This is a genomic window from Micromonospora sp. NPDC047670, assembly GCF_043204915.1.
Lineage (GTDB): Bacteria > Actinomycetota > Actinomycetes > Mycobacteriales > Micromonosporaceae > Micromonospora.
In genome coordinates this window covers 260,170-276,692 of record NZ_JBIDDA010000008.1, presented here as the reverse complement: position 1 = coordinate 276,692, position 16,523 = coordinate 260,170, and the positions used below count along the sequence as shown (strand labels likewise).

The following is a 16,523-nucleotide window of genomic DNA, read 5'->3' as shown; positions in this document are numbered from 1 at the left end:
GGGTACGGGCGTCGCCGGGCCGCCCGCCGCTCGCGGACGGCCCGGCGCGAGGACGTCAGGTGATCTTGCTCTTGACCTTGTTGACGACTCCCCCGGCGAGGCTCGGGTTCGTGCCGTAGAGGCGCGGGTCGCCGGGCGGCAGGACCGGCTCGGGCGCGTGCGCGCGCGGGCTGTGGTCGTAGCGGAACTCGCCCTTGCCGTCGGGCGCCGGCCCGGACGCCCAGCGCCCCTCGGACGCGTCCGTGCCCGGCGAGAAGTCCAGGTACGTGTAGCTGAACTTCTCGGTGAACTCCTTGGAGTCCGGGAACGCGTCGGGCACCGGCATCTCCTCCAGGCCGTCCTCCTTGAGCTGCTCGATCGCCGCCATCCACATGTTCTGGTGCATGGTGTCGCGGGCCAGCAGGAAGCGCAGCATGTTCTTGACCCCGGGGTCGTCGGTCATGTTGAACAACCGCGCCACCTGGAGCCGGCCCTGCGCCTCGGCGGTGACGTTGAGCTGGAAGTCGGCCATCAGGTTGCCGCTGGCGGTGATGAAGGCGGCGTTCCACGGCACGCCGTTGCTGTCGGTCGGCAGCGCCCCGCCGCCGCCGTGGATGAAGTGCGCCGGGTTCGACCCGCCGTAGATCGCCCCGACCATCGGGTTGTCGTCGGCGGCCTCCTGGAGTGAGAGCGGCGCGTTCTCCAGCAGTCGGGTGATCATCGTGGCGATCATCTCGACGTGGCCCATCTCCTCGGTGCCCACGTCGAGGAAGAGGTCCTTGTACTTGCCGGGCAGCCGGCAGTTCCAGCCCTGGTAGAGGTACTGGTTGGCGACGGTCATCTCGCCCCACTTGCCGCCCAGAATCTCCTGGAGCCGGCGGGCGAACGCGGCGTCGGGGCCGTCCGGCTTGGCTTCGAACTGCAGGTCCTTGATGTGGCTGAACACCTGTCCTCCTCGGTCTGGTCGGCTGTCGCCGAGGAGGTTCCCGGGGACGGCGGCCCGTCCGGGCCGACCGGTGACCCGGCGGGGTCAACCTGTCGGAGCGGCGCGGGGGAACACCGCCTCGAGGGCCACCCCGCGCGGCCGCAGCCGGTGCAGGTGCAGCCGTCCGCCGTCGGCGGCGAGGAGCCGCCGGACGATCCAGAGCCCGAGGCCGGACACCCCCGGGGCGGGAGCGGGCCGGCGCAGCGCCTCGACCAGCGCCGCGTCGACACGCCCCTCGTCGACGACGAGGATGCTCAGGCCGGAGCCGCGCAGCGCGGCGTGGATCCCCACCTGGCCCTCGGGCGGGCCGTGGCGCAGCGCGTTCTCCACCAGGTTGGTCAGCACCTGCCGGGTCCGGCGCTCGGGCACGGGACAGCCGCCGGCCCGCCGGGTCACCCGGATCCGGCGCCGGTGCCGGGGCACGAGGACCGCCGCCGCGCGCAGGATCTCCGCCAGTGGTGCCGCCGGTTCGGCCGGCCGCGTGGCCGGCGCGAGGGCCGAGCTGCCGGCCACCGCGACCCGGAGCAGGTCCGCCAGGTGTACGGCCTGGTCGTGCGCGAGCGCGGTGACGGCCCGCCGGTCGTCGCCGGTCAGCGGGCTCCGGTCGTCGGCGAGGGCGCGGGTGAGCGAGGTGAGGGTGGCGACCGGGGTGCGGAACTCGTGACAGAGCACGCGCAGCAGCAGGTCCGGGTCGGCGTCGGCGAGCGCCGGGTCCCCGGCGTCCGGGCCCGGCCCCGCCCGTCGGAGCCCTCGCCGCGGTCCCTGGAACCCGTGCCGTCCCCGCATCCGCCCGTCCCCCCTCGTTCGGCGCGTCGCCGCATGATCGGTACCCGCTCGGGAAGGGTCCAGACATGCCCGCTCCCCCCGTCGTCCGGTTGGCCGTCGTGGACGACCACCCGCTCTTCGTCCGCGGGCTGGAGCTGCTGCTGCCGGCCACGACGGACGGGCGGGCGGAGGTGGTGGGGTCCACCGGCGACGCCTCGTCCGCCGCCTCGCTGGTCAGCCGGTGCCTGCCCGACCTGGTGCTGGTGGACCTGCACATGCCCCCGCCGGGCGGGATCCGGGCGGTGGCGGCGATCCGCCGGACCACGCCCCGGGTGCGGGTGGTGGCGATGTCCGGCGGGACGGACCCCCAGCCCGCGCTGGAGGCGCTGCGGGCCGGCGCCGAGGCGTACCTGCCGAAGACCGCCGAGCCGGAGGAGCTGCTGCCTCCGCTGCTGGCCGTCCTCGAGGGCTGGGCGGTGCTGCCGGCGGAGCTGCTGCGCGCGCTGCTGCGACCCGGCCGGGCGAGCCCGGTCGACCTCGACGTCGAGGAACAGCGCCTGCTCCGGTCGATCGCCGGAGGTCACAGCACCGTGGAGATCGCCGAGCGGATGCACGTCTCGGAGCGCACCGTGAAGCGGATGACGGCGGCGCTGCTGCGCAAGCTGCGGGTGTCCAGCCGGGCCGAGGCCGCGGCGCTCGCCGGCCAGGCCGGCCTGCTGGGCGACTGAACTGCCCTGCCTTTGCGCGCCGCCCACGCGGTTTTCCCGCGATAACGCGACCCGCCGAAATGAAAACGACGCGTATTGTTGCGCAATTGCTGCGGCATAGGTCAAACTTTGACCACACCCCGCCCCACACAGGGAGTAATCGGCGATGGCGAGAAAAGTAATCACGGTTCTGACCGACGACCTCGACGGCGGAAAGGCCGACCGGACCGTCGAGTTCAGCCTGGACGGCGTGGCATACACCATCGACGTCTCCGACGAGAACGCGGGCGTGCTGCGCAAGGCCCTCGACCCGTACATCAGCGCTGGCCGGCGGATCGGTCGCGGCGCGATCGACGCCACCCGGGCACCCCGTCGGGCGGGCGCCCCGGGCGGCTCGGGAATGGACCGGGAGCAGAACCGGGCCATCCGCGAATGGGCCGTCAAGAACGGCTACAAGATTTCCGAGCGCGGTCGCATCCCGGTCGAGGTCGTCGAGGCCTACAAGAACCGCTGACCGGCCGACCGGTTCACGCTCGCGTTCCCGCGGGGTCACGCTGCGGTATCAGCGGGGCCCCGCCGGTCATTTCCCACGGCCGGCCATTCCCTCGGTCCGCGTCCGGCAGCGGGCGCATTCAGCGGCCGACGCATTCCTCGGTCCGGCCGTCGACCGGCTGCCGGACGACGTTGCGATGGCGGCACGAACCCACCCCGCCACCACAGCTCGGCGCGTGGGGGCGCACGCCGTCCGGTCTACGCGCCGGGTGGCGCGGCTGCTGCCGGTGTGGGCGCCCGGTCGAACTCGTCCCGGTTGCCGACGATGTCGGCCTGGTGATCCTGGACCCAGCGCACGAGGCCGTCCACGGCCTCGCTCAGCGAGCGGCCGAGCGGGGTCAGCGCGTACTCGACCCTGGGTGGCACCTCCGCGTACGCGGTCCTCGTCACCAGGCCGTCACGGGTCAGGGCGCGCAGCGTCTGGCTCAGCATCCGCTGGGATATGCCGACGACCTGTTCGTGCAGGGCGGTGAAGCGCAACGGCCCGGACGCCAGGGCCGTGATGATCAAGACGGTCCACTTGTCACCCACGCGAGCGAGCACGTCGCGCACGAGCACGATGGTTGCCACGCAGTCCGGGGCGACTCCACGCGATTCGAGCTCGGCGCGCAGCGCGGTGTCCATGCTCTTTCTTCCTCCCACGTGCGTAGCTGACCTGAAAGTGCGTATCGCCGGGCCGGAGTAAACCCCGCCCCCGCACGTTTCTTACTGATGGTAAGTGACGGGCGGCCACCCCTTCGGGTGGCGCGACGCCATGGGAGGACGCATGGTCACAGCAAATGACGACCACGGTACGGCGGGACGCGGTCCGGGCGTCCGGCACGAGACATTCACGGTCTCGCGCCACCTCGACGCGCCGCCGGTCGATGTCGCCGCCGCGTTCGGCGACCCCGCGCTCCGGCGGCGATGGTTCCGGCTCCCCGGCGCCGACGCGTCGTACGACCACGACTTCCGGGTGGGGGGCGGCGAGACGGCGCGCAGCACGTTCACCGCCTTGGACACCGCGCCGGAGCGGTTGGAGTACCGGTCCTGGTACGTCGACATCGCGGCACCGCACCGGATCGTCTACGCCTACAAGGCGATCGTCGACGAGGTGCTGCGGTGGACCTCCCTGGTGACGGTTCACCTGCGCGCCGAGTCGGAGGGGACCCGCCTGGACTGGACCGAGCAGGTGGCGTTCCTGGCGTACACGGGGAACGGCGACACCGACCTGGCGCACCTGCGCGGCGCGACCCGGCTCCGCCTGAACGGTCTCGACGCGGTCCTGACGCCACCGGCCGGGTCCGGTCGGCGTTCGCAACGCTTCCTCCGTCGTCAGTAGCGGCGGCGAAAGTGCGTTTCGCGAGGTGGGAGTAGAGCGCGTTCGCGGTTCGTTTCCGCCTTCGACAACGATCGGGTCGGCCGCCGAAGCGGCCCGCAGGCGCTCACGAGCGCGGAAGAGGAACAACGTGACAGACATTGGAATCATCGTCGGCAGCACCCGTCCCGGCAGGGTGGGCCGCCAGGTAGCCGAGTGGGTCGCCGAGCACGGCAGGAAGCGCGACGGCATCGACGTCGAACTGGTGGACATCGAGGACTACGGGCTACCGGTGTTCGACGAACCGCGGTCCCCGTTGCTCGGCGACTACGCGCACGCCCACACGCGGGCGTGGAGCAGCAAGATCGCTGACTTCGACGGGTACGTCTTCGTCACGCCGGAGTACAACCGGTCGATCCCTTCGGCATTGAAGAACGCCATCGACTACCTCTACGGCGAGTGGAACAACAAGGCCGCCGGATTCGTCTCCTACGGCAGCAGTGTGAGCGGCGCCCGTGCGGTGGAGCATCTCCGGCTCATCGCGGCGTCGCTTCAGCTGGCCGGCGTTCGCACGCAGGTCAGTCTCTCGCTCGGAACGGACTTCGAAGCATTTACGACCTTCACGCCCGGGGAGCGCCAGGACGCCGCGTTGCAACAACTCTTCACCGAGGTGGTCGCGTGGGCCGAGGCGCTCGCACCACTGCGCCGGCGCTGACGGCAACGCCGGCCGGGGCGTCCTGACCGCTCGCGGTGCCGCTCCGGCCTCCGCCGGGCCGGCCCGGCCGGGCCGGGCCGGGCCGGGGCCGTCCGGGGTACGTCCCGGACGGCCCCGCGCGCGTTCAGTTCACCTCGATGCGCACCACGTCGAAGGCCGGGGTCTGGTTGGCGCGCTCCATCATCGGCACCCGGTGCGAGCCGTCGCCGGCCCAGACCGCGCACTGGGCGACGCCGGATTCGGGCAGCCCGGGGATCTGGATGGTCACCTCGTCGGGCTCGGCGCCACCGCGGCTGTCCTCGGTGGCGACGAAGAACGCCGGGACCTCCTGGGGCTCCGGCGGCTGCTGGAGGCTGTCCAGCATGCGGCAGGCGGTGTGGAAGTGGCCCCGCACCAACCCCTGCTCGTTGAGCAGGGAACTCTCCACGTAGTAGCCGCCCTGACCGGCGGCGAGGAAGCGGTCCCGGACCAGGTTCCGCGTCGCCACCCGGAGGGTGAACGGCTGGTTGGCGTTCACCTCGCCGGGAAAGTCGGTGATCAGCAGCGACGGGTTGTTGGCCGCCGCGCCGACCTCACCGAACGCGGTGCTGACGCAGCGGTTGCCGTTCTGGAAACCGTCGTGCGGCGGCAACCGGCTCTCGTCGCAGTCGTTCGCTATCACACCCAGTCCGGCGCCCGGCCCACCATTGTTTCCGCCGCCGTTGTTGCCACCGCCGTTGTTTCCGCCGCCGGTGTTGCCGCCGTTGTTCCCACCGTTGTTGCCACCGCCGCTGTTGTTTCCGCCGGTCGGGGCGACCTGGCACTCGGCGAGCCGGGCCAGGCCCTGCGGCCGGGGGCCGACCCGGTCGATGGCGATGGTGATCCGCTCCAGCGTGGCCCGACGCTTCCCGGCCAGCGGCTGGAGGATCGCGCTGCGGACGAAGGCATCTCCCCGGCGGCCCTCGGCGGCCAGCCGCCGGTCGGCCTCCGCGATCTGGGTCTGCAACAGGCTCAGGTTCCGGTCGACCTCGGCCCGCGCGCGGTCGGGCACCCGCGGCAGCCGGCCGGCCACGTCCGGGCAGGCGATCGCCGAGCCGCCGTTGTCGGCGCCGCCGGCCCGGTCCTGCTGGCACTCGGCGACCGACTGCTGCCCGTCACCCCAGTGGTTGCGCACCCACCGGCCGTCCTGCCAGGTCCGGGTGGTGCCACGCCCGCTCGGCGCGGTCGCGCCGGGGCTCGGCTCCACGCAGGCCGCGGCGGCCGGCCGGGTGGAGGCCGACCGGCGGTCCTGGGCCGACGAGATCTGGGTGACGGCGACGACTCCGCCGAAGACCGCGAGGGTGCCGACCACGGCCAGCAGCCGCTTGCTCCGCGCGTTACCGGATGACCGGAGCGCCCGTGTGGACCTGCGCATCGAATTGCTCTCCTTCTCGATCCGGTGGTTGATTCGAGACCTCGGGCGGACCGACGGAATTGGGATGGCACACCCCGACGGAGGTCGTCGCGGCGGACCGTTGGCACGTCGATGACCGACGATGCCCTTTCCGCACCGTCTTCCGCGCCGCCGGGCGCGGACGGGGAGATCCTGTCCATTCCCGCAGGAGTACGGGACGACGGCCGCGAGGGTTCAACGCGGCCCGGAGAATTCGAGGCAGTCGTGGCGGTCGGTGACGACCGGCGGCTCAGTCCGCGCAGAGGTGCGCGAAGGCGAATCCGTTCGCCATCTCGTCACGCCGCGACTCCAGCCGGCGGATGTCGGCGAGCAACTCGTCGCGGGGCGTCAGGGCCGGCTCGGCCGTCTCCAGGTGGCGCAGCCGCTCGCCGACGGCCATCGCCGCCAGGTCCTCGGCCAGCCGGGCGGGGTCCACGCCGACGGAGAGGCGCTCCTCGCGTACCGTCACCCGCTCCACCAGGCAGGCACCGGGACGCACCTCGACCCAGCTCCACCCCTCGGCCGGCCCGCCCCGCCAACTCACGTGCAGCCCCCGGACGATGGGGTCCACCAACCGTCGCGACACGTACGCGTCGACCGCCGCGGCCCGGGCCAGGGCGCCGAGGTCGTTGACGTGGCCGGTCCGCCCGTCGGGAAGCCGGCCGAGGATGTCGCGGAACCCGACCGCGGGCGCGTCCCCCGCCTCCGGCTCCCCCGCGCCGAGCGTCGCGTAGGCGCGGGCGTCGATCACGTACGCCACGATCCGCCGCCCGTGCTCCTCGGCCCGCAGCGTGGGCGACCCGATCCGCAGCACCGCCAGGCCGACCGCCTCGGCGACCACGTTCTTCATCCGTTCGGAGCGCTGCCCGGCGGACCCGGCGGGCGCGACCGGGCCGATCTCGACGGCGAAGACCGGCCGGGCCGTGTCGGCGGCGCAGACGACGAAGTCGTAGCCCTCCCGGGTGGCCGTGCTCCACTGGTGGCCGGTGATGCCGGTCGGGCGCCGGTGCGCGAGTTCGCCAAGGCGGCGGGCGCCGTGCACGAGCTGGCCGGCCCGGGTGAGCAGCGGGCCCCGCCCGCCCTCCCCCGGTACCGCGCGCAGCCAGGAACCGTCCCCGCCACCGGTGCTCGTCATGCGCCTGATCCGTCCGTCCTGCCGTCGACCCGGGCCGACCCGTCGGCCGGGACGAGTCTAGGCCGTCGATCATGGCCGGGGCCGCGGTGGTGCGGCGGGAAATCCGGTTGAGCCGCCCGGATCTCGACGCTGGGATGGGCCGGTGGCGATCTTCCTGAGCACCGACCGGCTGGTCCTGCGCGAGTTCACCCCCGACGACGCGGGCCTGCTCGTCGAGTTGGACGGCGACCCCGACGTGATGCGGTACCTCACCGGCGGGCGGCCCACCCCGCCCGAGGTGGTCCGCGAGCGCACCCTGCCCCGGATCCTCGCCCACTACCGGCGGCCACCGGGCCTGGGCTGGTGGGCGGCGCTGAGCCGCGCGTCGGGCGAGTTCCTGGGCTGGTTCGAGTTCCGCCCGACGCGCGACGGCGACGCCCGCGAGGTGGAGCTGGGCTACCGGCTGCGCCGGGCGGCCTGGGGCGGCGGCCTGGCCACCGAGGGCTGCCGGGCGCTGATCGACAAGGGCTTCACCGAGCTGGGCGTGGAACGGGTCACCGCGAACACGATGACCGTCAACACGCCGTCCCGCCGGGTGATGGAGAAGGCCGGGCTGCGCTACGTGCGCACGTACGTCGGGGACTGGCCGGAGATGATCGACGGGGCGGAGCACGGCGAGGTCGAGTACGCGCTGACCCGCCAGCAGTGGCTGCGGCCGGACGGCGACGACGTACGCCGCGAGCCCCGCCCCGCCTGACGGTCACCCGGCACCCATCACCAGGCCCTCGATGGTGTGCTTCTGACGGATCGGGGTGAGGGCGTCGACCACCGGGCAGGGCAGGTGCGCGCGCACCAGCTCGGGCAGGCTCTCCCAGTACCCCCGGGTCACCGCCATGTCGTGGTGGCCGGCGTTGCCCGCGCCGGGCGCGTCGACGCCGAGCACCAGCACCGGACGCGCCAGCGTGGAGACGTTGGGCGTGCCGCGGTGGATGGTCAGCGCCGAGCGGGCGGAGATGTCGCCGCGCCTCGGGTACTTGCGGACCGCCCGCTGCTCGTAGCGGGGGTAGCGCTCCCTGGGCGGGAACATCTCGTGGTCGAAGTCGCGGCCGTCGTCCCACTGGGTGCCCGGCGCGATCTCGAACGGCCCCATCTCCTCCACCGTGTCGACCGTGGTGAGGTTGAACGCCAGCGAGGTCAGCCGCCGCTGCCGCCGGGTGTCCTCCGGCATCGGGAAGTCCCGGTGCCACGGCTGCATCGCCGCGCCGGGGAACGGGATGTCGAAACCCAGCTCGACGATCTCGTAGTCGGGGCCGAGCACGGCCCGGCACACCGAGACCACCCACGGGTGGGTGACCAGGTCGACGAAGCCGCGCAGCTGCTCGGGGTGGATCTCCACGTACCACCGTTGCGGGCCGCGGCCGACCGCGCCGTCCGGGCGGGAGCGGGCCTCCCGGAAGGCCGCGTCGATGTCCTCGCCGACGCGGTCTACCCACTCCACGGCGAAGGCGCCGCGGCAGGCGGTGATGCCGTCGCGGTAGAGGTCGCCGAGCGCCTCCACCGGAACCTCGTCGTCGGCGGGTACGGGGGGCCGGCCGGTGGGCGGCGCGGGCGGCGTGGCGTGGGACCTCATCGCACCTCCTGAGGGGATGAGGCGAGTATTACAACGTTGTACACACGTCGCAAGGGTCGCCCGGCCGACCGGGCCACGGCCGAGGCATGATCGACCCGGGCCGGCGGTCGGCCGACGGGAGGTGCGTGGGGTGCGGGTCGTGTCGCTGGTGCCGTCGCTGACCGAGGCCGTGGCGCTGACGCTGCCCGGCCTGCTGGTCGGGGCCACCGACTGGTGCGCCCACCCGGAGGGGCTGGACGTCGCGCGGGTCGGCGGCAGCAAGTACCCCGACCTCGGCCGGGTGCTCGCGCTGCGACCGGACCTGGTCCTGCTCAACGTCGAGGAGAACCGCCGCGCCGACGCCGACGCCCTCGTCGCGGCCGGCGTACCGGTGCGGGTGACCTACCCGCGGACCGTCGACGGAGCGCTGACCGAGCTGGCCGACCTGCTGCGCGAGCTGGGCGCACCGGCCGAACCGGAGTGGCTGGCGGCGGCCCGCCGGGCATGGGCCGACGTGCCGGCGGCACGACCACCCCGCCGGGCGGTGGTGCCGGTCTGGCGCCGCCCCTGGGTGGTGCTGGGCGGCGACACCTTCGCCGGCGACGTACTGCGCCGGCTCGGCGTCACCAACCTGTACGCGGACGACGCCGAGCGCTATCCCCGGCCGGACCTCGACGAGCTGCGCGCCCGGGAGCCGGAACTGGTGGTGCTGCCGGACGAGCCGTACCGGTTCACCGCCGACGACGGGCCGGAGGCGTTCCCCGGCGTCCCCTGCGCCCTGCTCTCCGGGCGGCACCTGACCTGGTACGGCCCGTCCCTGGCGGCGGCGCCCGCCGTGCTCTCCGCCCAGCTCGCCGACCCGGTCGTCCGGCCGGGCTGACCGCCGCCGGGGCGGCGGTCCCACGCGCGGGACGGTGGGGTCAGCCGCCCGCGTGCCGGCGTCGTTCCCTACGGGCGGCGAGCACGCTCCAACCGATCGCGGCCGACAGGGTCACCACGACCACCACGAGGGTGAGCCAGACCGGCAGCTTCCCCACCGGCGTCTCGGCCAGGATCAGCTTCGCCCCGGCGAAGGCCAGCAGCACGGCCAGCCCGTACCGCAGGTAGCCGAAGTGCCGCAGCAGCCCGGCCAGGCAGAAGTAGAGGCTGCGCAGCCCGAGCACGGCGAACGCCGTCGCCGTCCAGACCAGGAACGTGTCGGTGGTGATGGCCAGGATCGCCGCCACCGAGTCGATCGCGAATACCACATCGGTGGCCTCGATCGCGACCAGCGCCACCAGCAGCAGCGTCGCCCTGCGCCGGCCGTCGACCCGGGCGGTGAACCGCCCGCCGTGGTAGCGGGGCTCGGTGGGGACCATCCGCCGGAACAACCGGACCGCCACGTTGCGGTCGGGCGCGACGTCCGGCTCGCCGCGCACCGCGAGTCGCCACCCGGTCCAGATCAGGAAGGCGCCGAGCACCACCCCGGCCCAGGCCAGCCGCTCCAGCAGCTCCGCGCCGGCGAAGATGAACGCCAGCCGGAACGCGAGCGCCCCGACGACCCCCCAGAAGAGCACCTTGTGCTGGTACGCGGCGGGCACCCGGAAATAGCCGAACAGCAGCGCGAAGACGAAGACGTTGTCGACCGAGAGGGCCTTCTCCAGCAGGTAGCCGGAGAAGTACGCCACGGCCGGCTCGCCGCCCCGCCAGAGCCAGACCACCAGACCGAAGCTGAGCCCGGCGGTGATCCAGACGCCGCTCCACACCAGCGCCTCGCGCAGCTCGATCACGTGGTTGTCACGGTGGGAGAGCATGTCCACGGCCAGCATGACGGCGATGACCGCGCCCACCGCCGCCCAGGCCCACAGCGGCGCCGCGAACGTCGCCTCGTCCACCCGGCGCCCTCCGCATCCACGACAGGTGGTTCCGCTCCCCACGCGCGACGTGGCGCCCGTGCGGCTCCGGCGCGGGCGCGGTCACCTCAACACGGGGCCGGGCGGCGGAACCGGACCGCGTCCGCCCCCGAGCCTAGGCGAGCCGCCCGCCGGCCGACGGCGGTCCGGCCAAGTCGGCCGCCGCCGCCGGCCGGGAGGAGCGTCACGGGTCAGGCCACCGGGGTGGCCCGGCCCGCGTCCACCCCGGCGAGGGCGCTGTCGTCGACGTCGTACGCGATGGTGCTGGTCACCCGTACCACGCCGCTGACCTGCCCGGCCAGCCGGCCCGCCAGCTCGACCGCGCTGCGCCGGTCCAGCCGGCCGTCGAGCGTCACCTCACCGTCGCGCACCTGGACGGTGACCAGGCCGTCCCGCACCCCGAGCACCCGGCGCAGCACCTCCTGCACGACGTCCTCGCGGATTTCCGCGTCCGTGCGCAGGTGCACCCGCAGCAGGTCGCCCCGGGTGACGATGCCGACGAGCCGGCCCAGGTCGTCGAGCACCGGCAGCCGCTTCACCGACTCCCGGTCCAACTGCCGGGCGGCGGCGGAGACGGTCGCCTCCGGCCAGGTGGTCACCGGCGGCGCGGTCATCAGGTCCCGGGCCAGCAGCGCGTCGGCCTTCTCCCGGGCGGTGCGGCGCCGCCGCCCCTCGAAGATCCGCCGCTCGTCGGGGTGGCCGGCCCGCTCGACCTTGTGCAGCAGATCCGACTCGGACACCACACCGAGCACCCGGCGGAACCCGTCCACCACGGGCACGCCGCTGATGCCCCGGCGCACCAGCGCGTCGACGATCTCGCGGTACGGGGTCTCCTCCCCCACCGTCGCGACGTCTCGCGTCATCACGTCGCTCACCTGCCACGTCCTCATCACGACCTCCCTGCCGTTGTCACCTGCGACGGTATGGCCGCGACGGTCCCTGGGGCAGGGCCACGGGACCAAGTCGGCACGGCCGGGTGGACCGGTGTGGAAGAGGTCGAAGGTCCCGGCCCGACGGGGCCCGGTCGGCCCTGCCCGCCGCCCGCCGACGGGCGTCCAATGGAGATGCCACCGGGAAGCGCGGTGCGAGGCACACGAAGGGACGTGGAGACAATGACCGCGACAACCAAGCGGATCACCGCAGAGACCACCGCACCGGCGGCGCAGACCCGGTACACCGGCGAGACCGCCCGGGAGCGTGCCACCCGGTACGTCTTCGCCGGCATCCGCATCGCCCTCGGCTGGACCTTCCTCTGGGCGTTCCTGGACAAGGTCTTCGGTCTGGGACACGCCACCGAGGCGAAGAACGCCTGGGTCAACGGCGGCAGCCCCACCAAGGGCTTCCTGACCTTCGGCGCGGCCGGCCCGTTCAAGGGCTTCTACCAGGGCATCGCCGGAGCCGCCTGGGCGGACGTGCTCTTCATGACCGGCCTGGCCGCGATCGGCGTGGCGCTGCTGCTGGGCATCGGGATGCGCGTGGCCGCCGTCGCCGGCACGGTGCTCTACGTGATGATGTGGACGGTCGTCCTGCCTCCCGAGAACAACCCCTTCATGGACGACCACCTGCTCAACGCGGCCCTGCTGGCCGGTCTCGCGCTGGTCAACGCCGGCGCCACCCTGGGCCTGGGCGCGACGTGGGCGAAGCTCCCCCTCGTCCAGCGCTTCCCCTGGCTGCGGTGACCTGATCCGGCATCGCCACCAGCGGGCGTCACCACCGGTGACGCCCGCTGGTCTGTGCGCGCCCGCCTGGCCGCGCCGGGTCCGTCCGGGGCCCACGGGCGGCTTTGGAGACCGCCGCGCGCCGGGCGGGGGGCATCCGGCAGGATCTCTGGTGACCGGGACATCAGGACCGAACGGCAGGAGACTCCCGCATGAACCAGGCAGCAGGCGCCCGCTCCGGCAAGCCCGAGGTGGGCCCGATCGAGGGCGCGCCGCCCGCCGATCTCGTCATCGAGGACATCACCGTCGGCGAGGGGCCGGAGGCCCAGCCGGGACAGCTGGCCGACGTCCACTACGTGGGGGTCGCGCACTCCACCGGCCGCGAGTTCGACTCCTCCTGGAACCGGGGCGAGACGTTCGAGTTCCCGCTCGGCGGCGGGCAGGTCATCGCCGGCTGGGACCGGGGCGTGGTGGGCATGCGGGTCGGCGGTCGGCGCAAGCTGACCATCCCGCCGCACATGGGCTACGGCGACCGGGGCGCCGGTGGCGTCATCAAGCCGGGCGAGACCCTGGTCTTCGTCGTCGACCTGGTCGGCGTCCGCTGAGCCGCTGAGCCGACGAACCGGGGTCGACGCGCCCAGGCGCCGTCGGCCCCGGCTCCACATCTGATCGATCCCGACGCTGCCGCCGGCCCGGGCGGCATTCGGTCGCTCGCGCCCCCGCACGCCGCCCTCGAAGGGCGTCAGCAGGCCACCAACTCCCGGTCTGAGCGCGGGTCGGCGGTCGGGGCGCACGGGTCGACGATCGGGATGACCCGGTGCAGGCCGGTGGCCCGCAGCACCCGCGCGACCACCGGGTCGGGGTGCAGCAGCACCAGCTCGCCGCCCCGGGCGCGAACACGCAGGTGCGCGGCGACCAGCGTCCGCACCCCGGCGGCGGAGAGCACCCGGACGCCGGACAGATCCAGCCGGAGCACCGGCCGGGCCGGGGCCGCCCAGAGCGCGGAACGGAACGTGGCGACCGTGGCGATGTCGACCTCGCCGGTCGCCCGCACGTCCACCACGTGGTCGTCCACGCTGATCTCGACGTGGAACCGGTCCGCACGCTGCCTCATGCCGACGAATCTAGCCCCCACCACCGACATTTCCGCCCTGCCCAGGGACCGGATCCGGGTCCGCCCAGGGTCACCCTCGGGGGCGTCCCCGATCCTCCTCAGGGAGGAGGCGCCGGGGTCGGCGGGGTGCGGCAGCGACGGGCGAGAATGGGCCATGGTCGCTCCCCGTGCCCGCGCGCCCCGGCTCATCCGCCCCGTCCGCGAGCCCGCCACCGTCCCGCCCCCGCTCGACGGGCCGTGGGCCCCGAGCGACCGTCGGCTCGACTCCGCCGAGCTGCTGCCCCTGCCCGACGGCGTCGCCGGCCCCGAGGACGTGGTGGTCGACCCGTCCGGGCGGGTGGTCAGCGGCGCCGAGGACGGCCGGCTCTGGTGGTGGCCGGTGGACGCGCCACCGGGCACCCGGCCCCGGCCGCTCGCCGAGACCGGTGGCCGGCCGCTGGGCGTGGAGGTCGACCCGCTCGACGGCAGCCTCGTCGTGTGCGACGCGTACCGGGGGCTGCTGCGGGTGACCGGCGACGGGGCGGTGCGGGAGCTGGGCGGGCTCGGCGCGCGGGCGCACCTGGTCGACAACGCCACCATCGCCCGCGACGGCACCGTCTACTTCACCGACTCGTCCGACCGCTTCCCGCTGTCGCACTGGAAGCGGGACCTGCTGGAGCACCGGCCCAACGGGCGGGTGCTGGCGTACGACCCGCGCAGCGGGCGCACCGACGTCGTCTGCGCGGGGCTCTACTTCCCCAACGGGATCGCGCTCGCCCCGGACGAGTCGGCGCTGATGCTGGTGGAGACCGCCACGCACCGGCTGGTGCGGGTCACCCTGCCCGACGGGGCGGTGACCGTGCTGGCCGACCTGCCGGCGTACCCGGACAATCTCACGCCGGTCGGCGACGGGACGTACTGGATCGCCCTGCCCAGCCCCCGGGTGCCGGTCGTCGAGCGGCTGCTGCCGCACCCCCGGCTGCGCCAGCTCGTGGCGGTGCTGCCGGCCGCCGTGCAGCCGAAGCCGCTGCGCTACGGCCTGGTCGCGCTGGTGGACGGCGAGGGGCGGGTGCTGCGGACACTGCACGGGCCGCGTGGGAGCTACGACATGATCACCGGCGTGCGTCAGCACGGCGACCGCCTCTGGCTGGGCAGCCTGACCGGCCGCGGGGTGGCCCGGGTGCCGCTGGCCTGAGCGCCCCGGTCCGCCGCCAGGTGGCGCCGGGGGGACCGGCCCGCACGGCGGCGGACCGGTCCCCCGGTGTGCGTACCGCCGGGTCAGCCGCCGCGGACGGACGGCGCCGGCACCGGCGAGCCCCCGGCCACGGCGCCCGGGTGCGGGGCCTGCGAGGGGGCCGGCCGGAGCCCGGCCGGCACGGGCAGCGCGCTGCCCTTCACGAACTCGTCCCAGCTGACGTTCCAGGCCGTCCAGCCGTTGCCCTCGTTCAACTGCACCTCGGTGCCCTTGATGGTGACCAGGTCGCCGACCTGGGTGACGCCCATCAGCCAGTCCGCGGCCTCGTTGGAGACGTTGGTGCAGCCGTGCGAGACGTTGGTGTTGCCCTGGTCCCCCACCGACCAGGGCGCCGCGTGGATGAACTCACCGCCCCAGGTGAGCCGCTGGGCGTCCTCGACGTCGACCACGTAGGGGTCGGCCGATCCCCGGGTGTCGAACGTCGTGTACTCGTGCTTCTCCATGATCACCATCTTGCCGCTGGAGGTCGGCGTGCTCGGCTTGCCCATGCTGACCGGGATCTTGCGGACGACCTTGCCGTCGCGCAGCACGGACATCTGCTTGGTCGCGTTGTCGATCTCCAGGGCCACCTGCTGGCCGATCTTCGAGGTGGCGGTCCGGTCGGAGTCGCCGACGCGGTCCTTGCCGATGGGCAGGCCCTCCAGCCCGGCCCGGACGCTGATCCTTGTCCCCGGGCGCCAGAAATCGGGGGCCCGGTAGTAGACCTGACTGCCGTCGGACACCCACGACCAGGCGCCCGGCTGCGGCGGGTCGGTCTTCACGAACAGTCGGCGCTGCACGTCCGCCCTGGCCTCTTTCGGAATGGGCGGGTCGAAAGCGACGGTCACCGGCATGGCGGTGCCGTACGTCCGGTTGCCGGCGAAATACAACGTGCTGGTGATTTCCGGCTTCGTCGATTCCGGCATCGTGGTGAAGGTGGTCTTCCGGGTGGTGGTCTTCCCCGAGTCACCCGTGGCGGTCACCTCCGCGGTGTAGGTCCGCCGCGGCTGCAACGGCCGACTCGGCACCCAGGCCGACCCGTCCTCCCGGGGCTCCGCCTCGACCTGCGCGCCCTTGTCGTCGATGATCCGCACGGCGGTGACCCGCCCGCCCCTGACGGCGGTCCCCACCTCGGCGCTGACCGGCACCTCGCGGGCACGGTCGGTGGGCGTGACGGTCAGCTCCGGCGCCGCCGCCCGGCCCTCGGCCGGCCGGTCACCCGGTTTGCGGTCGGCGGTGCACCCGCCGAGGGCCAACGGCGTGGCCGCGATGGTCACGGCCAACACCGTCAGTCGCCGCCTCAACTTCATGATGCGTCCCCCCGTTAATTGGTGTCCCTCCGCCACATTCTCTCCACCGGACTCGGAGACCGGCGCAATTTCGGCGAAATGGGAAATCAATTATGGGAAGCATTTGCCGGACTGCGCGAAATGGGTTGGCTGGGCCCGGTTTCCGGGTCCGTCCGGGATAGGCCCGACCCGCCACCGCCGGAGCGGAGAGTCCCGGCCTGTC

At 73.7% G+C, this 16,523-nt stretch carries 19 protein-coding genes; 9 read left to right on the top strand and 10 right to left on the bottom strand.

What is annotated here, in order from left to right; genetic code table 11:
• Positions 1-55: 55 nt before the first annotated feature.
• Both ACGF7U_RS21280 and ACGF7U_RS21275 read right to left on the bottom strand, forming a co-directional pair.
• Positions 56-925, bottom strand: coding sequence for a manganese catalase family protein (locus ACGF7U_RS21280; RefSeq protein WP_393109109.1), 870 nt, complete (start codon positions 923-925; stop codon positions 56-58).
• Between the two features lie 84 nt (positions 926-1,009).
• Entirely contained in the window at positions 1,010-1,750 is a 741-nt protein-coding gene (locus ACGF7U_RS21275; RefSeq protein ID WP_393109107.1) for a sensor histidine kinase, read from the bottom strand.
• A 65-nt stretch (positions 1,751-1,815) separates the two neighbouring features.
• Here ACGF7U_RS21275 and ACGF7U_RS21270 point away from each other — a divergent pair, with 65 nt between their 5' ends.
• A complete protein-coding gene (locus ACGF7U_RS21270; protein ID WP_393109105.1) occupies positions 1,816-2,457 on the top strand; it encodes a response regulator in 642 nt (213 codons plus the stop codon).
• Positions 2,458-2,602: 145 nt separating this feature from the next.
• Complete coding sequence (locus ACGF7U_RS21265; protein WP_393109103.1) at positions 2,603-2,950, top strand: Lsr2 family protein; 348 nt, start codon at positions 2,603-2,605, stop codon at positions 2,948-2,950.
• 236 nt (positions 2,951-3,186) lie between these two features.
• Here ACGF7U_RS21265 and ACGF7U_RS21260 read toward each other — a convergent pair whose 3' ends face one another.
• The gene (locus ACGF7U_RS21260) at positions 3,187-3,612 is read right to left on the bottom strand and encodes a winged helix-turn-helix transcriptional regulator (protein WP_393109101.1); all 426 of its coding nucleotides are present in this window, start codon (positions 3,610-3,612) and stop codon (positions 3,187-3,189) included.
• A gap of 142 nt (positions 3,613-3,754) precedes the next feature.
• Between ACGF7U_RS21260 and ACGF7U_RS21255 the strand changes: the two genes are divergently transcribed.
• Both ACGF7U_RS21255 and ACGF7U_RS21250 read left to right on the top strand, forming a co-directional pair.
• Positions 3,755-4,309: an SRPBCC domain-containing protein gene (locus ACGF7U_RS21255; RefSeq protein ID WP_393109099.1), complete on the top strand. Its 555-nt coding sequence runs from the start codon at positions 3,755-3,757 to the stop codon at positions 4,307-4,309.
• A 127-nt stretch (positions 4,310-4,436) separates the two neighbouring features.
• On the top strand, positions 4,437-5,000 hold the full coding sequence (locus ACGF7U_RS21250; protein WP_393109097.1) for an NADPH-dependent FMN reductase: 564 nt from the start codon (positions 4,437-4,439) through the stop codon (positions 4,998-5,000).
• Positions 5,001-5,124: 124 nt separating this feature from the next.
• Here the strand turns inward: ACGF7U_RS21250 and ACGF7U_RS21245 are convergent, their stop codons facing one another.
• Complete coding sequence (locus tag ACGF7U_RS21245) at positions 5,125-6,393, bottom strand: hypothetical protein (protein ID WP_393109095.1); 1,269 nt, start codon at positions 6,391-6,393, stop codon at positions 5,125-5,127.
• Between the two features lie 268 nt (positions 6,394-6,661).
• Positions 6,662-7,546 (bottom strand): hypothetical protein, encoded by an 885-nt coding sequence (locus ACGF7U_RS21240; RefSeq protein WP_393109093.1) that lies wholly within the window; start codon positions 7,544-7,546, stop codon positions 6,662-6,664.
• Between the two features lie 142 nt (positions 7,547-7,688).
• Here ACGF7U_RS21240 and ACGF7U_RS21235 point away from each other — a divergent pair, with 142 nt between their 5' ends.
• Positions 7,689-8,282 (top strand): GNAT family N-acetyltransferase, encoded by a 594-nt coding sequence (locus ACGF7U_RS21235; RefSeq protein ID WP_393109091.1) that lies wholly within the window; start codon positions 7,689-7,691, stop codon positions 8,280-8,282.
• A gap of 3 nt (positions 8,283-8,285) precedes the next feature.
• Here the strand turns inward: ACGF7U_RS21235 and ACGF7U_RS21230 are convergent, their stop codons facing one another.
• A complete protein-coding gene (locus ACGF7U_RS21230; protein ID WP_393109089.1) occupies positions 8,286-9,155 on the bottom strand; it encodes a phytanoyl-CoA dioxygenase family protein in 870 nt (289 codons plus the stop codon).
• 130 nt (positions 9,156-9,285) lie between these two features.
• Here ACGF7U_RS21230 and ACGF7U_RS21225 point away from each other — a divergent pair, with 130 nt between their 5' ends.
• Positions 9,286-10,014: a helical backbone metal receptor gene (locus ACGF7U_RS21225; protein ID WP_393109087.1), complete on the top strand. Its 729-nt coding sequence runs from the start codon at positions 9,286-9,288 to the stop codon at positions 10,012-10,014.
• Positions 10,015-10,054: 40 nt separating this feature from the next.
• On the opposite strand, the gene ACGF7U_RS21220 is transcribed toward ACGF7U_RS21225, so the two are convergent.
• Both ACGF7U_RS21220 and ACGF7U_RS21215 read right to left on the bottom strand, forming a co-directional pair.
• Complete coding sequence (locus tag ACGF7U_RS21220; RefSeq protein ID WP_393109085.1) at positions 10,055-11,008, bottom strand: TerC/Alx family metal homeostasis membrane protein; 954 nt, start codon at positions 11,006-11,008, stop codon at positions 10,055-10,057.
• Positions 11,009-11,217: 209 nt separating this feature from the next.
• Complete coding sequence (locus ACGF7U_RS21215; protein ID WP_393109083.1) at positions 11,218-11,916, bottom strand: CBS domain-containing protein; 699 nt, start codon at positions 11,914-11,916, stop codon at positions 11,218-11,220.
• 213 nt (positions 11,917-12,129) lie between these two features.
• Here ACGF7U_RS21215 and ACGF7U_RS21210 point away from each other — a divergent pair, with 213 nt between their 5' ends.
• Together ACGF7U_RS21210 and ACGF7U_RS21205 are read left to right on the top strand one after the other, a co-directional pair.
• Entirely contained in the window at positions 12,130-12,705 is a 576-nt protein-coding gene (locus tag ACGF7U_RS21210; protein WP_393109081.1) for a hypothetical protein, read from the top strand.
• A 191-nt stretch (positions 12,706-12,896) separates the two neighbouring features.
• Positions 12,897-13,289, top strand: coding sequence for an FKBP-type peptidyl-prolyl cis-trans isomerase (locus ACGF7U_RS21205; protein WP_393109079.1), 393 nt, complete (start codon positions 12,897-12,899; stop codon positions 13,287-13,289).
• Positions 13,290-13,426: 137 nt separating this feature from the next.
• Here ACGF7U_RS21205 and ACGF7U_RS21200 read toward each other — a convergent pair whose 3' ends face one another.
• The gene (locus ACGF7U_RS21200) at positions 13,427-13,798 is read right to left on the bottom strand and encodes an STAS domain-containing protein (protein WP_393109077.1); all 372 of its coding nucleotides are present in this window, start codon (positions 13,796-13,798) and stop codon (positions 13,427-13,429) included.
• 154 nt (positions 13,799-13,952) lie between these two features.
• Here ACGF7U_RS21200 and ACGF7U_RS21195 point away from each other — a divergent pair, with 154 nt between their 5' ends.
• Positions 13,953-14,972 (top strand): SMP-30/gluconolactonase/LRE family protein, encoded by a 1,020-nt coding sequence (locus tag ACGF7U_RS21195; protein WP_393109075.1) that lies wholly within the window; start codon positions 13,953-13,955, stop codon positions 14,970-14,972.
• An 83-nt stretch (positions 14,973-15,055) separates the two neighbouring features.
• Here ACGF7U_RS21195 and ACGF7U_RS21190 read toward each other — a convergent pair whose 3' ends face one another.
• Positions 15,056-16,321 (bottom strand): Ig-like domain-containing protein, encoded by a 1,266-nt coding sequence (locus ACGF7U_RS21190; protein WP_393109073.1) that lies wholly within the window; start codon positions 16,319-16,321, stop codon positions 15,056-15,058.
• Positions 16,322-16,523: the final 202 nt, after the last annotated feature.

Excerpts from the sequence above, each read along its gene's own strand:
- ACGF7U_RS21275 (WP_393109107.1), bottom strand. The coding sequence starts at position 1,750 with ATGCGGGGACGGCACGGGTTCCAGGGACCGCGGCGAGGGCTCCGACGG.
- ACGF7U_RS21270 (WP_393109105.1), top strand. The coding sequence starts at position 1,816 with ATGCCCGCTCCCCCCGTCGTCCGGTTGGCCGTCGTGGACGACCACCCG.
- ACGF7U_RS21265 (WP_393109103.1), top strand. The coding sequence starts at position 2,603 with ATGGCGAGAAAAGTAATCACGGTTCTGACCGACGACCTCGACGGCGGA.
- ACGF7U_RS21260 (WP_393109101.1), bottom strand. The coding sequence starts at position 3,612 with ATGGACACCGCGCTGCGCGCCGAGCTCGAATCGCGTGGAGTCGCCCCG.
- ACGF7U_RS21255 (WP_393109099.1), top strand. The coding sequence starts at position 3,755 with ATGGTCACAGCAAATGACGACCACGGTACGGCGGGACGCGGTCCGGGC.
- ACGF7U_RS21245 (WP_393109095.1), bottom strand. The coding sequence starts at position 6,393 with ATGCGCAGGTCCACACGGGCGCTCCGGTCATCCGGTAACGCGCGGAGC.
- ACGF7U_RS21240 (WP_393109093.1), bottom strand. The coding sequence starts at position 7,546 with ATGACGAGCACCGGTGGCGGGGACGGTTCCTGGCTGCGCGCGGTACCG.
- ACGF7U_RS21230 (WP_393109089.1), bottom strand. The coding sequence starts at position 9,155 with ATGAGGTCCCACGCCACGCCGCCCGCGCCGCCCACCGGCCGGCCCCCC.
- ACGF7U_RS21215 (WP_393109083.1), bottom strand. The coding sequence starts at position 11,916 with ATGAGGACGTGGCAGGTGAGCGACGTGATGACGCGAGACGTCGCGACG.
- ACGF7U_RS21205 (WP_393109079.1), top strand. The coding sequence starts at position 12,897 with ATGAACCAGGCAGCAGGCGCCCGCTCCGGCAAGCCCGAGGTGGGCCCG.
- ACGF7U_RS21200 (WP_393109077.1), bottom strand. The coding sequence starts at position 13,798 with ATGAGGCAGCGTGCGGACCGGTTCCACGTCGAGATCAGCGTGGACGAC.
- ACGF7U_RS21195 (WP_393109075.1), top strand. The coding sequence starts at position 13,953 with ATGGTCGCTCCCCGTGCCCGCGCGCCCCGGCTCATCCGCCCCGTCCGC.
- ACGF7U_RS21190 (WP_393109073.1), bottom strand. The coding sequence starts at position 16,321 with ATGAAGTTGAGGCGGCGACTGACGGTGTTGGCCGTGACCATCGCGGCC.